15 protein-coding genes are annotated in these 13,015 nt (G+C 71.4%); 5 read left to right on the top strand and 10 right to left on the bottom strand.

Annotation, left to right across the window (positions count from 1 at the left end):
* The first annotated feature begins 28 nt into the window (after window positions 1-28).
* Window positions 29-724 (top strand): SDR family oxidoreductase, encoded by a 696-nt coding sequence (locus KNO15_RS14950; RefSeq protein WP_241704566.1) that lies wholly within the window; start codon window positions 29-31, stop codon window positions 722-724.
* A gap of 101 nt (window positions 725-825) precedes the next feature.
* Here the strand turns inward: KNO15_RS14950 and KNO15_RS14955 are convergent, their stop codons facing one another.
* The gene (locus KNO15_RS14955) at window positions 826-1,446 is read right to left on the bottom strand and encodes a response regulator (protein ID WP_241704567.1); all 621 of its coding nucleotides are present in this window, start codon (window positions 1,444-1,446) and stop codon (window positions 826-828) included.
* On the bottom strand, window positions 1,443-2,621 hold the full coding sequence (locus KNO15_RS14960) for a sensor histidine kinase (RefSeq protein WP_241704568.1): 1,179 nt from the start codon (window positions 2,619-2,621) through the stop codon (window positions 1,443-1,445). Before KNO15_RS14960 ends, KNO15_RS14955 begins: the two co-directional genes overlap by 4 nt.
* Before the next feature lie 151 nt (window positions 2,622-2,772).
* Between KNO15_RS14960 and KNO15_RS14965 the strand changes: the two genes are divergently transcribed.
* Both KNO15_RS14965 and KNO15_RS14970 read left to right on the top strand, forming a co-directional pair.
* Window positions 2,773-3,855, top strand: coding sequence for an ABC transporter permease (locus tag KNO15_RS14965; RefSeq protein ID WP_241704569.1), 1,083 nt, complete (start codon window positions 2,773-2,775; stop codon window positions 3,853-3,855).
* Entirely contained in the window at window positions 3,852-4,547 is a 696-nt protein-coding gene (locus tag KNO15_RS14970) for an ABC transporter ATP-binding protein (protein ID WP_241704570.1), read from the top strand. The genes KNO15_RS14965 and KNO15_RS14970 overlap by 4 nt, the downstream gene beginning before the upstream one ends.
* Window positions 4,548-4,581: 34 nt before the next feature.
* Here KNO15_RS14970 and KNO15_RS14975 read toward each other — a convergent pair whose 3' ends face one another.
* The 3 genes from KNO15_RS14975 to KNO15_RS14985 form a co-directional block, all read right to left on the bottom strand.
* The gene (locus KNO15_RS14975) at window positions 4,582-5,676 is read right to left on the bottom strand and encodes a WxL protein peptidoglycan domain-containing protein (protein WP_241704571.1); all 1,095 of its coding nucleotides are present in this window, start codon (window positions 5,674-5,676) and stop codon (window positions 4,582-4,584) included.
* Between the two features lie 72 nt (window positions 5,677-5,748).
* Window positions 5,749-7,581 (bottom strand): FN3 domain-containing metallophosphoesterase family protein, encoded by a 1,833-nt coding sequence (locus tag KNO15_RS14980; protein ID WP_241704572.1) that lies wholly within the window; start codon window positions 7,579-7,581, stop codon window positions 5,749-5,751.
* A 125-nt stretch (window positions 7,582-7,706) separates the two neighbouring features.
* Window positions 7,707-8,981 carry a HupE/UreJ family protein gene (locus KNO15_RS14985; RefSeq protein WP_241704573.1) on the bottom strand — a complete coding sequence of 425 codons (1,275 nt, stop codon included), beginning with the start codon at window positions 8,979-8,981 and terminating at the stop codon, window positions 7,707-7,709.
* Between the two features lie 167 nt (window positions 8,982-9,148).
* On the opposite strand from KNO15_RS14985, the gene KNO15_RS14990 reads away from it, so the two are divergent.
* Window positions 9,149-9,823: a BMP family ABC transporter substrate-binding protein gene (locus tag KNO15_RS14990; protein WP_241704574.1), complete on the top strand. Its 675-nt coding sequence runs from the start codon at window positions 9,149-9,151 to the stop codon at window positions 9,821-9,823.
* A gap of 24 nt (window positions 9,824-9,847) precedes the next feature.
* Here KNO15_RS14990 and KNO15_RS14995 read toward each other — a convergent pair whose 3' ends face one another.
* Genes KNO15_RS14995 through KNO15_RS15010 form a run of 4 tightly spaced genes read right to left on the bottom strand, consistent with a single transcriptional unit; the run spans window position 9,848 to window position 11,601 of the window.
* Window positions 9,848-10,399: a GNAT family N-acetyltransferase gene (locus KNO15_RS14995; protein ID WP_241704575.1), complete on the bottom strand. Its 552-nt coding sequence runs from the start codon at window positions 10,397-10,399 to the stop codon at window positions 9,848-9,850.
* A 23-nt stretch (window positions 10,400-10,422) separates the two neighbouring features.
* Window positions 10,423-10,968, bottom strand: a complete 546-nt coding sequence (locus KNO15_RS15000) for a GNAT family N-acetyltransferase (protein ID WP_241704576.1) — start codon at window positions 10,966-10,968, stop codon at window positions 10,423-10,425.
* Between the two features lie 10 nt (window positions 10,969-10,978).
* Window positions 10,979-11,377, bottom strand: coding sequence for a type II toxin-antitoxin system death-on-curing family toxin (locus KNO15_RS15005; RefSeq protein WP_241704577.1), 399 nt, complete (start codon window positions 11,375-11,377; stop codon window positions 10,979-10,981).
* On the bottom strand, window positions 11,374-11,601 hold the full coding sequence (locus KNO15_RS15010) for a hypothetical protein (protein WP_241704578.1): 228 nt from the start codon (window positions 11,599-11,601) through the stop codon (window positions 11,374-11,376). Before KNO15_RS15010 ends, KNO15_RS15005 begins: the two co-directional genes overlap by 4 nt.
* Window positions 11,602-11,757: 156 nt before the next feature.
* Here KNO15_RS15010 and KNO15_RS15015 point away from each other — a divergent pair, with 156 nt between their 5' ends.
* Window positions 11,758-12,546: an aquaporin gene (locus tag KNO15_RS15015; protein WP_241704579.1), complete on the top strand. Its 789-nt coding sequence runs from the start codon at window positions 11,758-11,760 to the stop codon at window positions 12,544-12,546.
* Between the two features lie 76 nt (window positions 12,547-12,622).
* Here the strand turns inward: KNO15_RS15015 and KNO15_RS15020 are convergent, their stop codons facing one another.
* A complete protein-coding gene (locus tag KNO15_RS15020) occupies window positions 12,623-12,997 on the bottom strand; it encodes a VOC family protein (protein ID WP_241704580.1) in 375 nt (124 codons plus the stop codon).
* Between the last annotated feature and the right edge of the window lie 18 nt (window positions 12,998-13,015).

Here is a 13,015-nt window from a genome sequence, read left to right on the forward strand (position 1 = left end):
TATCGCGTCGGCGTCGTAGAGTCGGATGGTGGCCGCCACCGAATCCCCGTCCCGCCCTGTCGTCCTCGTGACCGGAGCCTCGCGCGGCATCGGCCGCGCCATCGCCGAAGAGCTCGGCCGCACGCATCACGTGGTGGTCGGCGGCCGCGATGCCGACGCCGTCGCCGCGGTGGTGGCTGCCCTGCCGTCCGCCGAGCCGTTCGTCGGCGACCTGACCGGGGAGACGCTCCCGCCGCTGCCGGACCGCCTCGACGTGATCGTGCTGTCCGCCGGCGTGGAGGACGGCGGCACGATCGCCGACACCGACGACGCCACCTGGCGCCGTGTGTTCGAGGTGAACGTGTTCTCGATCGCCGCACTCCTGCGCCGGGCGCTCCCCGCCCTGCGGTCGGCGCAGGGGCTCGTGGTCGCCATCAACAGCGGGTCGGGACTCGCCAGTGGAGCGGGCGGTGGTGTGTATTCCGGCTCGAAGTTCGCGCTCCGCGCCCTCACCGACGCCCTGCGCGAGGAGGAACGGCCGAACGGCGTCCGGGTCACCAGCATCCACCCGGGCCGGGTCGACACCGACATGCAGCGAGCCCTCGTCGCCCGGGAGGGCCACGCCTACGACCCGGCCTACGCGATCACCCCCGAGATGGTCGCGGCGACCGTGCGCGTCGCTGTGGACCTCCCTCCCACCGGCGCGATCGAGTCGCTCACCGTGCGGCCGATGCGCCGGCGGTGAGGCCGCTGCCAGCTCGACATTCGTGACGAATGTCGAGATTCGTGGCACGAATGTCGACATTCGTCACGAATCTTCGGGAATGCCGGGGGTGGGGGCGCCTCCTACCGCAGCATCCCCCGCTCCCGCGCCGCGTTCACGGCCGCGGTGCGCGACGCCACCCCGAGTTTGGTGAACACGTGCACCAGGTGCGACTTCACCGTCGCGTCGGCGATGTGCAGGCGGCGGGCGATCTCGGCGTTGCCCGCTCCCTGCGCCACCAGTTCGAGCACTTCGAGCTCGCGGGACGACAGGGTGATCTGCGGTGAGCGCATCCGGGCCATCAGCCGGCTCGCGATCACGGGCGCGAGGGCGCTCTCGCCCGCGGCGGCGGCCCGCACGGCCGCGACCAGCTCGTCGGGCGGCGCGTCCTTCAGGAGGTAGCCGCTCGCGCCGGCCTCGATGGCCGAGAGGATGTCGGTGTCGGTGTCGTAGTTGGTCAGCACCAGCACGTGCGGCGGCGAAGGCAGCGCGCGGATCAGGCGCGTGGCCTCCACACCGCGCGGGCCGTCGGCGAACTGCAGGTCCATCAGCACCAGATCGGGGGTGGAGGCCGACGCGAGCGTCACCGCCTCATCCGCGGTCGGCGCCTCGCCGACGACCTCGAGGTCGTCCTCCCCGTCGAGGAGGGCGCGGATGCCGGCGCGGACCACCGGGTGGTCGTCGGCGATGAGGATGCGGATCACGTCGCGTCCTTCCTCAGCGTGACCGTCACCGAGGTCCCCTCCCCTGGGGCGCTCTCGACGGAGAGGTGGCCGCCCAGCTGGGCCACGCGCTCGGCGATGGCACGCAGGCCGAACGAATCGGCTCCGCCGGCACCGGACCCGACGGAGTCGGGGTCGAAGCCCACGCCGTCGTCGGCGATGCGCAGCACCGTCCCGTCGTCGCTCGACCGCAGCAGGATGCGCGCGTGCGTCGCGCCGGAGTGCGTCCGCACGTTCGCCATCGCGCCCTGCGCGATCCGCAGGAACGCCGTCTGCACGTCCATCGGCAGGTCGATCGCCGGCGGCGTCTCGACGTCCACGCGCAGCGAGCCCGGAACGGCCTGCGCGGCGCCGAGGCGCTGGAGGGCCTCCCCGAGGCCGCCGTCGAGCGACGGCGGCGTCAGCTCGCGGATGATGTGCCTGGTCTCGGCGAGGCTGTCGGCCGCTGTCGTCCTGGCGAGTCGGATCTGCTCGATCCCCGGGCCGTCAGGGTCGGCCCGCTCCGCGGCGTGCAGCAGCAGCTGGATGCTCGACAGGCCCTGCGCGACGGTGTCGTGGATGTCGCGGGCGAGGCGACCGCGCTCCGCCAGCGCGCCCTGCTCCCGCTCGGTCGCGGCGAGCCGGTCGCGCGTCGCCATGAGCTCCGTGAGCAGCGCCTCGCGCTCCACGGCCTCCCGCGCCAGCGCCCGGTAGCCGAGACCCAGGAGGATCGCCACGGCCGCGCCGATCAGCGGGCCGATCACGACCCCGGCCGAGAAGCCTTGATGGAGGCTCAGAGCGACGATCGCGACGACGGTCAGCGCCACGACGGCGACAGGGCCGACCCAGCGCGGCAGCAGGTGCAGGCAGAGGAAGAACAGCGGGAACGCGAGGTAGGCCGCTTCGGGGACCACGATGACCAGCCCCACCCAGACCAGGCCCAGCGCGCTGATCCAGACGACGCCCGCGCGCCTCCTGCTCTGCGGGGGGACGGCCCGCATCAGCAGGCTCGTGAGGTACACCACGGCGAACAGCACGGCGAGGACCAGCCCGGCGACCGCTGCCTGCGGCTCCAGCCCGGGCAGCCGGACGACCACGAGGACGAGCAGTCCCGCGATGAGGACGTGCAGCCCGACTCGCAGTCCGACGAAGACCGGGGTGAGTGCGCTGTGGGACATGACGACTCCAGCCTAGGGATCGGCCGCGCCCGTGGCATCAATGGAAAGTCGGAGACGAGGTTGGACCGTGCTGACGATGTGACCGCTGGGGATCACGAGAAGGCTGGAGGAACGAAAGGCGGAACCGTTCCGCCCTCGGAAAGGACTCCTCGTGTTCGTCGCCTGGCGAGACCTGCGCCACGCCCGCGGCCGGTTCCTCCTCATCGGGACCGTCGTCGCGCTCATCACCGTCCTCGTCGGCTTCCTGGCCGGCCTCACCGGCGGACTCGCCGCCCAGAACATCTCCGCGGTGCTCGGGCTCCCCGGCGACCACCTCGTGCTCGAGAAACCGGCCACCGGGAGCGCGAGCTTCAGCGAGTCGTCGCTGTCCCCCGCGACGGTCGAGCACTGGCGGAAGGCCGACGGGGTCGACACGGTCGTCCCGATCGGGATCGCGCAGACCCGCGCCCAGTCGGGCTCGGCCTCCTCCGGGGTCGCGCTGTTCGGACTCCCCGACACCGGCGCACCCAGGGAGACGGACCTCACCGCCCTCGCCCCGAGCACCGACGACACCGTCGGCCTCTCGGCCGGCGCCGCGAAGGAACTGCACGCGTCCGCGGGCGACACCGTCACGATCCTGGGCACCGACTACCGCGTGGCCTCCGTCGGCGGCGACGCCTGGTACAGCCACACCGCGGTGGTCGCGCTGACGCCCGCCGCCTGGGCGCAGGCCGACAAGCGGATGGGCGGGGACGGCGACGCCACCGTGCTCGCCGTGACCGGCAGCCCGAACTGGGACGCCGTCGCGTCGGCGACGGGCACGAGCGCCCAGCCGACCCTGCTCAGCCTGACGGCGCTGGAGGCTTTCAAGAGCGAGATCGGCTCCCTCGGCCTGATGGTCGCGATGCTGTTCGGGATCTCCGCCCTCGTCGTCGGCGCCTTCTTCACCGTCTGGACCATGCAGCGCTCCGCCGACATCGCGGTGCTGAAAGCCCTGGGCGCCACCCAGCGCTCGCTCGTGCTCGACGCCCTCGGCCAGGCGCTCGTCGTGCTGGTGGGCGGCATCGGGATCGGGATGCTGGCCGTCGTCGGACTCGGCGCTCTCGCCGGAAACGCCTTGCCGTTCCTCGTGGCGCCGATCACGACGCTCGTCCCCGCGGCGGCGATGACCGTCCTCGGGCTCGCGGGCGCCGCCGTCGCCCTCCGCACCGTCACCCACGCCGACCCCCTCACCGCACTCGGGAGCAACCGATGATCACCCTCGACGACGTCACCCTGACCTTCCCCGACGGCGCCGGCCGCATCACCGCGGTCGACAGCGTCACCCTTTACGGCCGGCCCGGTGTGGTCACCGGCATCACCGGTCCGTCCGGCTCCGGCAAGTCGAGCATCCTCGCCCTCGCCGCGACCCTCATCCGCCCCGACAGCGGGCGGGTGCTGATCGATGGAGAAGACGCGAGCGGACTGTCCGCTGAGCAGGCCACCCGGTTGCGCCGCGAGAGGATCGGCATCGTCTTCCAGCAGTCCAACCTGCTGCCGTCGCTGACCGCACGCGAGCAGCTGCAGGTCATGGGCGAGCTCGGCGGAAGCCGCAGGAAGTCGGCGCGGGCCGCGGTCCGCGACCGCGTCGACGGGCTGCTCGACGCGGTCGGGCTCGCCGAGCACGCCGACAAGCGACCGGCCCAGCTCTCCGGAGGCCAGCGCCAGCGGGTCGCGATCGCACGAGCGCTCGTGCGGCAGCCCTCTGTGCTGCTGGTCGACGAGCCGACCAGCGCACTCGACCAGGAGCGCGGCGCGGCGATCATGGACCTCATCGCGCGGCTCACGCACGGCCAGGAGACCGCCACCCTGCTCGTCACGCACGACCTGGTCCACTCGCCCACCCTCGACGAGATCGTCACCGTGGTGGACGGCCGGATCGCGACCGGGAGCCGCGCCGGGCGGTAGGCGCGCCGGGCGGTAGGCGCGCCCGGCGCGCGGGTCAGGCGCCCGCCGCCGGTTCGCCCTCCACGCCCTTCAGCGCCTCCTCGACCGCCTTCTTGACGCGCTCGTCCTCGCGCTCCGCGCTCGAGCGCCGGCGACGGCGGAGCAGCAGCACGGTCCCGACGACCGCGGCCGCGATCACGAGCAGGAGCACCAGCAGCGGCCACGGCACGGCCAGGGCGCCGGCCTCGGCCGCGACGCCGTCGACGCCCGGCGTCGATCCCGTGACAGCGGGCAGCTTCGGGCTCAGCACGGCCTTCGCTGTCAGCCAGAAGGCGGGGATGACGCCGCGGACCGGCACGGACACACTCCACGACTCGCCCGGCAGCAGCTCGGGGACGGCGGTGACCGTTCCCGCTTCGACGGGGAACCAGCCGAACGGCCCGCTGAGCGCCACCGTCTGACCGGCCGAGAGCCGCACGTTGCCGGTGTTGCGAACGGTGTAGGTCACCGTGGCGTCACCTGTCCCGAAGGGGTTGAGCGTGCCGGTGTAGTCCACGCGCATCTTCTCGACGGCGACCGCGGGGGCGAGCTTCCCGTCCACCCGGAGGTGCATCCGGATCCCCAGACGGCGGTCCACGCTGATGCCGTTCTCTTGCGCGGCGTGCGGCAGCGACGTCAGGATGCCGCCCGCGTAGTCGCCGGGTGTCGCGTCCTTCGGAACGGTGACGGTGAACGGCACCTCCACCGCGCCGCCGGGGGCGATCGTGACCGTGTGGTCGCGCAGTGCGGTCCACGCGCCGACGGCCACCGCCTTCGCGTCGCGCTTCGCCACGTCGAGCTGACCACTGCTCGTGGTGAAGCCGTCCGCCGCATAGACGTCGAGTGTGATCGGTGTTGCCGCGTGGTTGCCGACGACGATCGCGTCGGTGATCGTGCCGCCCGGCGCGATCCGGTAGCCGAAGTTCTGGCGGTCGGCGCCGTTCTGGTTGGCGGCGGTGCGCACACCCCAGGTGACGTCACCGTCGCCCGCGGCGAGCGCCGGCGACGCGGAACCGCCGACGGCGACGGTCGCGGCGACGAGGAGGGCGGAGACCAGCGCGGCGGTGAGGCGCGCGAGCGGGGAGGCGGAGGGGAGGGTCGCGGTGCGCATCGTTCTTCCTGGTGAGGTTCGTGGGAGTCCGGGCGGGCGGCGGCCGCCCGCCCGGACCAGTGGTGCGGTCGGCTAGCTGAGCGCGGTGAGCGTCAGGGTCGCCGTGTAGGTGCCGTTGGCGACGTCGACGGGGATGTCGAGCTCCAGGGCGGCGCCGAGCTTGGCGGAGCCCTTCGAGTGACCGCCGTCGGCGTGACCGAGCGTGGACGACGCGGAGAGACCGTTTCCGCCCGAGAACCCGGACTGCACGCGGTCGCCGGCCTTGGCGTCGCCGCCGGCCTGGGTGACCGCCGGCGTCCAGCCGAGGTACTTGCCCGAGAACTTCTTGTCACCCGCGGCGAAGTCGCTCACCTGGGCCGAGATCGACCACTGCGGTCCGGCGGCACGGGTGTCCGTGACGCGGATCGGGTTGATCGAGCCGACAGCGGCGTAGTGGTCGCCGGCCGCAACGGCCTTGCCGAGGTCGACGAGGCCGTTGGTGCCGTCGACGTTCCAGACGAACTCGCCGGGGGCGGCCTCCGGGACGGTGACCTGCAGCTGCTGCGCGTCGGTGTCCGGCTTCGCCTCGCGGGTCAGGGTGACCTGGTCGACGATGCTGTTCACGGGCTTGTCCGAGCCGTTGGCCTGGCTGCGGAGCGTCTTGACCGTGATGGCGTTCGAGGTGATGTCGATCGCGCTGTAGTTGCGGACCTTCTCCTGGTTCTGGACCGAGAGCCACCAGAAGCCCTTGTTCTGCAGGTCGTAGTACTTCGATCCGGACGCCGAGTTGGCCGTCACGTAGAGCACCCCGCCCGGGCCGGCGACCACCGAGTCGGCCCCGGCCGCCTCGGCCGCGTTCGCCTTCTCACCGTTGCGGATGAGGTAGCTGCGCGCGTAGCTGTGATCGTGTCCCTGCAGCACCAGGTCGATGCCGAGGTCGGAGATGGCCGTCGGCAGCACGTTGCGGCGGTCGAGGATGTCGCTGTCCGTGGCGTGCGGACCGGACGAGTAGATCGAGTGGTGGAAGGCGAGGACCTTCCACTTCGCCTTCGAGCCCTGCTCTGCGACGATCTTCTGCATCCACGCGATGTGCGAGGCGTCGCGGCTGTTCGAGTTGATGTCGAGGAACAGCACGTCCTTGTAGATGAACCAGTAGTCGCCGCCCGAGCCGGTGCCGGTGTTCGCGCCGGCGGTGCGGTCGACGTTCGGGGTGTTGAAGTGCTGCTCGTACGCCTTCGAGCCGACGTCGTGGTTGCCGTTGGTGGCGACGAACGGGATCTGGCGCAGCTTGTCGGACTGCAGGAACGCCTCGTACTGGGTCTCGTTGGCCGCGGTCTCGACCTGGTCGCCGGCCGAGAACAGCATCTCGGTGTCGGGGTAGGCCGCGGTGGCGACGTTGAGCGTGTCGACCCAGCCGGCCGCGTCGTTCGGCACGTTGCCGGACGAACCGATCTGCGGGTCGCCGAAGAACAGGAAGTTGAAGTCCCCCGTGAACTTCTGGGTGCGGAACGAGTAGGTCGCCGACCAGTCGCCCTCGGTGCCGACGCGGTACACGTAGGCCGTGTTCTCCTTGAGACCGGTGACGGTCGCGAAGCGGTTGAACTCACCGCTGGTGGTCGGGCCTCCCGTGGCGGGGATGCTCTTGGAGACCTGCGGGAACGCGCCCCCGACGACGTCGGACGCGTAGGCGACCTGGACGACCTGCGGCACGTCGGCCGCGGAGTACCAGGAGAAGTTGCGCTGAGACTGGTCGGAGCCGACGTGCAACACGATGTCGGTCTGGTTGGCGGAGGCCGCGAAGGCGGCCGGGGCGGCGATGGCGCCGCCTCCGAGCATCACGCCGATGCACACCGCTGCTGCGGCGAGGCGTGTTGTGGTGCGGCGATGGAGGGACGCGCTGGCGCGCCGGATGTCGTCACTCGACATGGAGGTCCGATGCCTTTCTGGTGATCTGGTGAGGTGTCCGCGAAGCGCGGATGTGACCACCGTCTCGGGCCGTGATGAATCCTGAGTGAACTCTCAGAGTTGTAAGCGTGGACTGGGCGCGAAAGTCACCCCCATTCGAGTCCCAGTATTCTGCCGACGAACCAGAACAGGGCGACGACGGTGACCGCCGCGGCCACCACGATGCCGATCCACAGCGCCGTCCGTGGAGTGCGTCGGCGCAGCAGGAGGAGCAGTGGGAAGACGACGGCGATGATCCCGAGCTGCACGGCCTCGATGCCGACGTTGAAGACCAGGAGCGACCACAGCAGCGTCCACGACCACGGCTCGTCGATGCCGAGCGCGCTCGCGAACCCGAGGCCGTGCACGAGCCCGAAGAGGAAGACCACCGCGAGGCGCAGCCAGTCCGCGCGCCCGAGCCCGAGGGGCCCGGGCGGCGTGGGCACGAGCTCGGGCGCGAGCTCGGCGGACGGCAGGAGGATGCGGCGCCGCACGGTCCACAGGTACCAGGCCGCCACGACGGCGATCGACAGCGCGATCACCGGTTCGACGACGGCGGCCGGTACGGTGACGAGCCCGAGCGCGGCCAGCAGGAAGGTGATCGAGTGCGCGACCGTGAACGTCGTCGCGGCGAGCACCACATCCCGGAGGCGACGGGATCCGACGATCAGCGCCAGCAGGAACAGGATGTGGTCGATCCCGCTCAGCAGGTGCTCGGCGCCGAGCAGGAAGAACTCCCCGAACCGCTCCCCCGCGGTCTGCTCGGTGGAGAACGACGGGTGCTCCGCGTCGAGCGCCGCGCTGCCGTCCTTGTCGTCGATCGCATAGGTGACGATGGTCTTGGTGTCCTTGACGTAGCCCTCCGCGTCGGGGAACAACCCGCTCCGCAACTCGTGACCGGAGCCTCCCGCGCAGGTGTGGTCGAGGACGAGCGTGGCGTAGGGCACCCCGTCGCGCTCGTGCACGGTGATGTCGCCGACGCGGGCCGGCCGGCAGGTGGCGCCGCCGGCGCTCACGGTGAAGCGATCGGTGACATAGGAGGTGACCGAGTCGGCGTGAGCGTTCATCGCGGTCGCTTCCTCGCCGGTCTGGAAGAGCTCCGTCCCCTGGTCGAACAGCGCCCGGTCCTTCTCGCTCTCGGCCGCCGAGACCACGAGCAGGTCGTACTCGAGGTCGAGGGCGGTGCGGACCACACCGTCGGCTCGTCCGGTCACGTCGACGTACGCCACGGACGAGAAGCCGTGCGCCCCGGCGGCCGCGGCGGGGAGGAGCACGGCGGCGGCGGCCAGCGCGACGGCGACGAGCGCCCGGATGCGGGCTCGTCGACCTGCTCGGCGGCGCGGTCGGAGGTCGGTCTGGAGGCGAGGGAGGGTCTGGATCACCGCCACAACGTTTCGGAGCCGGGTGAACGGGTCGGGGCCGGGACGCGAACGCGGGGGAACGCGGGCCACCGGGGCGGCCCGGGGCCGTCACGAGTGTTTGCCTCCCGTTCACCCGCCCACGGCCCCGTCGTCATTGTTCGGCTCGCCCTCTCGGGGAGCGTGGGGGCGTGCCTCGACTCCACCCACGCGCGCCGCTCGTCGCTGCCGTGTGCGCCGCCGCTGCCCTTCTCTTCTCCGGCTGCGCGGCGCTCGCACCCGAGCCCGTGACGACGGGCGCCTCCGGCGTCCAGCCGCTCGGGAGCGGCTTTCTCGGCAGCGTCACCACGCCGACTCCGGAGGCGACGATCGAGCCGGAACGCGGATCGTGGGACGGCGTCGAGCCCCCGGCCGGCTACACCGTCGTCGTCGTCAGCGCGGGCGCCGACAGCGCGACCTCGACGTTGGTCTCCGGGGTCACGCGCTGGGCGCGGCAGCGCGGCGTGACGGTCACCGCGCTCACCGCGCGCGGCGACGACGAGGTCGAGGACCAGCTGCTCCGCGCGATCGAGACGTCACCGGACCTGGTGATCGGAGCCGGCCCGGACGTCGTCGACGTGTTCTCGCTGACCACCGCGCAGCACCTGCACCAGCAGTTCCTCATCGTCGGCGCGGAACTGCCGGAGCCGACGGCCAACGTCACCTCGGTGATCTGGGCCGGAGCCAGCTTCCGGGGCACCGGCATCAGCCAGGACGGCGACATCGATCCCACCGCCGTCACCGCCCGGCGCGCGACCGACGCGGTCTCGGCGGGGGTCGCGAGCGTGCTGCACGGCCTGACCGGGATCGTGCTGCACCTGAAGTGAGCCCTCGCTCCCGCCCGGCGGGTGTCAGCCTCGAGCGGCCTCCCACTCCCCCGCCAGCAGCGACCACACCTGCTTGTCGTGGAACACGCCGGCGACCGGCCACGCCTCCCTGAGCACGCCGTCCAGCGTCATCCCGAGGCGCCGGGCGACGGCGGAGCTGCGCTCGTTGTCGCTGCGGCACCGCCACTCGGCGCGGTGCATACCGCGCTCGTCGAACGCATACGCGAGCAGCACGCGCACGGCGGCGGTGATGTGGCCACGGCCCTCCGCACCCGGCTCGAGCCAGCAGCCGATCTCGAAGGAGCCGGTCGCCGGCGAGAAGTCGACGAACATGACGCCGCCGACGAGCATCTCACCGACCCGGATCCCGTAGATGCCCGCACCCTCCCGAGCCGCACGCTCGGCGTAGCGGTCCAGCGTCGCCCGCGCGCCGTCGATGTCGGTGGTGACGAACGACGGCCCGACCCACGGCCGGATGTGCTCGCGCGCCCGATCGAGATGCGCGGCGAACTCCTCGGCCCGCCACGGTTCGAGGGGGCTGAGGGTGGCGCCGGACGGGAGGGTGGTGGAGAGCATGGAGTCACCCTATCGAGGGCGGGTCAGGTCGCCCAGGGCACGGGCGTGATGGTGCCTTCGGTCCAATCGCTCCGCAGGATCGCGTACGCCACCGCGTCGAGCGGAGGCTTCCCCGCGACGGGCCAGCCTTCGCGATAGTGAGCCTCCTTGACGTACCCGGCCGCCGTGAACACGCGACGCATCGCCGCATTGTCGATGCGGGTGTTGCCCTCGATCCGGTTCAGCTCGGGATGCGCGCGGAAGACCGTCGCGGTGGCCAGCCGAAGGGCTGCCCGGCCGAGGCCGCGCCCGCGATGTGCTTCCGCGATTCGCAGATCGATCAGCGGAGTGCCGTCGGTGATCTCCTCGAAGACGATGAGCCCCACGCGATGGCCCTCCCCGATCGACGCATCCTGGATCCAGTACGCCTCGTTCGCCGGTCCGCTGAAGTCGCCCCGGGCGACACGTCTCGCCACCTCCTCGCGGGTGGGCTGCACGGAGCTGTGGAACGGGAACCGGTTGGTCGAGAGCAACGCGATGAGCTCGGCGGCATCCGCCACGGGATCGACGCGTGAAAGCGTGATGGTCATGCGGGCGGACTCAATCGTTGGTGACGCGTGTGAACCACAGCGCGAGCCGCTCGGCGATGTCCCCGATCTCCTGCAGCTCCCCCGCGGCGATCGCCACGATGGTGTCGAACATCGCGTCTTCGTCGTAGTTCTCCTCGAACCCGTTGAGCTGGAAGAAGAGCACGCAGAGGATCCAGCCCGTGCGCTTGTTCCCGTCGAGCAGCGCGTGGTTGCGCAGGAGCGAGTGCAGCAGAGCCGCGCCTTTGGCGTAGACATCGGGATAGGCGTCGCGACCGAACAGTGTCGCCGCCGGCCGCTCGAGAGCGGACTGCAGGAGAACCGTGTCGCGAATGTAGTCGAGCGGCCTGCCGCCATGGACGGCCGCGATGCCCAGAAGCGCCTCCTCGAGCGTCAGGTAGCGGACGCTCACGCGTCGCGCAGCCGCTCGAGCAGGCCGGCGTTCTCCGTCACGATCCGGTCGATGGCCTGCTGCACCACCCTGTCGTGCGCCGCGATGTAGGCATCGACGGCGTCGAGCACCGTGGCAGTGAAGGTCGAGTGGGTGTCATCCGCGATCGCCGAGAGCATGGCCACTTGATCGTCGCGGAAGGCGATGAGCTTCTTGCTGCGGTGGACGGGTTCTGTCTGGGTCACAAGCCCCCCCCCTGTATATAGAGATGTGCGGCGAGTATATATCTCTTTAGCAGCGGATGAAACCCGCGTAACACTCCTCGCGCTCCCCGTCGACCCTCGCTATGTTCAAATCGGAGTCACTTCCGACTCCCCCTGAACATCCAGCAAAGGATCAGCATGTCAGAAGCAGCACCGCCCGCCACCGTGTCGGCCGCGCCCGTCGCGCCCGCCTCCCCCGCGGTGGCCGCGCGTCTCGCCGCCGAGGTCGCCGGGACGTTCGTCCTGGTCTTCGGCGTCATCGGCACGGCGCTCTTCGCTGCCGGGTTCAACGGCGGCACCGCAGGGCTGAACGTCGGCTTCCTCGGCGTCGCGCTCGCCCTCGGCCTGAGCGTGCTGGTCTCCGCCTACGCCTTCGGGCCGGTCTCGGGAGGCCACTTCAACCCGGCCGTGACCATCGGCCTGGCGATCGCCGGCCGGTTCGCCTGGAAGGACGTCGCCGGCTACATCGTCGCGCAGCTCGTCGGCGGCATCGTCGCGTCGTCCCTCCTCGTCGCCATCGCGGCAGCCGGGCCGGACGGGTTCCTCGCCAACGCGCAGAAGGGCGGCTTCGCGTCGACCGGCTGGGGCGAGCTCTCCCCCGGCGGCTTCGGTCTGGTCTCCTCGCTGCTGGTGGAGATCATCGCGACCGCGATCCTCGTCTACGTCATCCTCGGCGTCACGAGCAGCCGCGCGGCGGACGGCTTCGGCCCCCTCGCCATCGGGCTCACCCTCACCCTGGTCGCCCTGGTCGCGATCCCGATCTCGAACGGGTCGTTCAACCCGGCCCGCTCGATCGCGACCGCGATCTACGGCGGACCCACGGCTCTCGCCCAGCTCTGGCTGTCCATCGTCGCGCCGATCGTCGGCGCGGCGATCGCCGGCATCACCTTCAAGCCGCTGTTCGACAAGCTGCGCCGCGCGAGCTGATCCACGCGCGACGACAGGAGGCCGGTCCCGGATGGCGGGGCCGGCCTCCCGTCGTCCACCGGCCTACTCCACCGGCCTACTCCACCGGCCGACTGAAGAGATTGACCAGGTTCCCGTCCGGGTCGCGGAAGAGTGCCGACCGGTTGCCCCAGGGCATCGTCGTCGGCGCCAGCACGACCTCCCGCAGCCGTGACTCGATGCGGGCGAACTCGGCGTCGACGTCGGCGACGACGAACTCGAGGATGACCGACGCGTTGCTTCCGGGCCGGGGCGCCGCCTCGCCGAGCATCGCCACGGTGGCCGTGCTCCCGATGGCGAGCGCGCCGGCCCGCGTGCGGAACTCGGCGAACACCGGGGCCGGCCGGGACGCGGGAGCGTTCAGGACGAGTTCGTAGAACGCGACGAGACCGTCGAGATCGTCGGTGATGATGCGGACGGATGCGAAGTCCATGGGTGATCCTCTCTGCCG

This window comes from Leifsonia shinshuensis (genome assembly GCF_022606355.1).
Lineage (GTDB): Bacteria > Actinomycetota > Actinomycetes > Actinomycetales > Microbacteriaceae > Leifsonia > Leifsonia shinshuensis_B.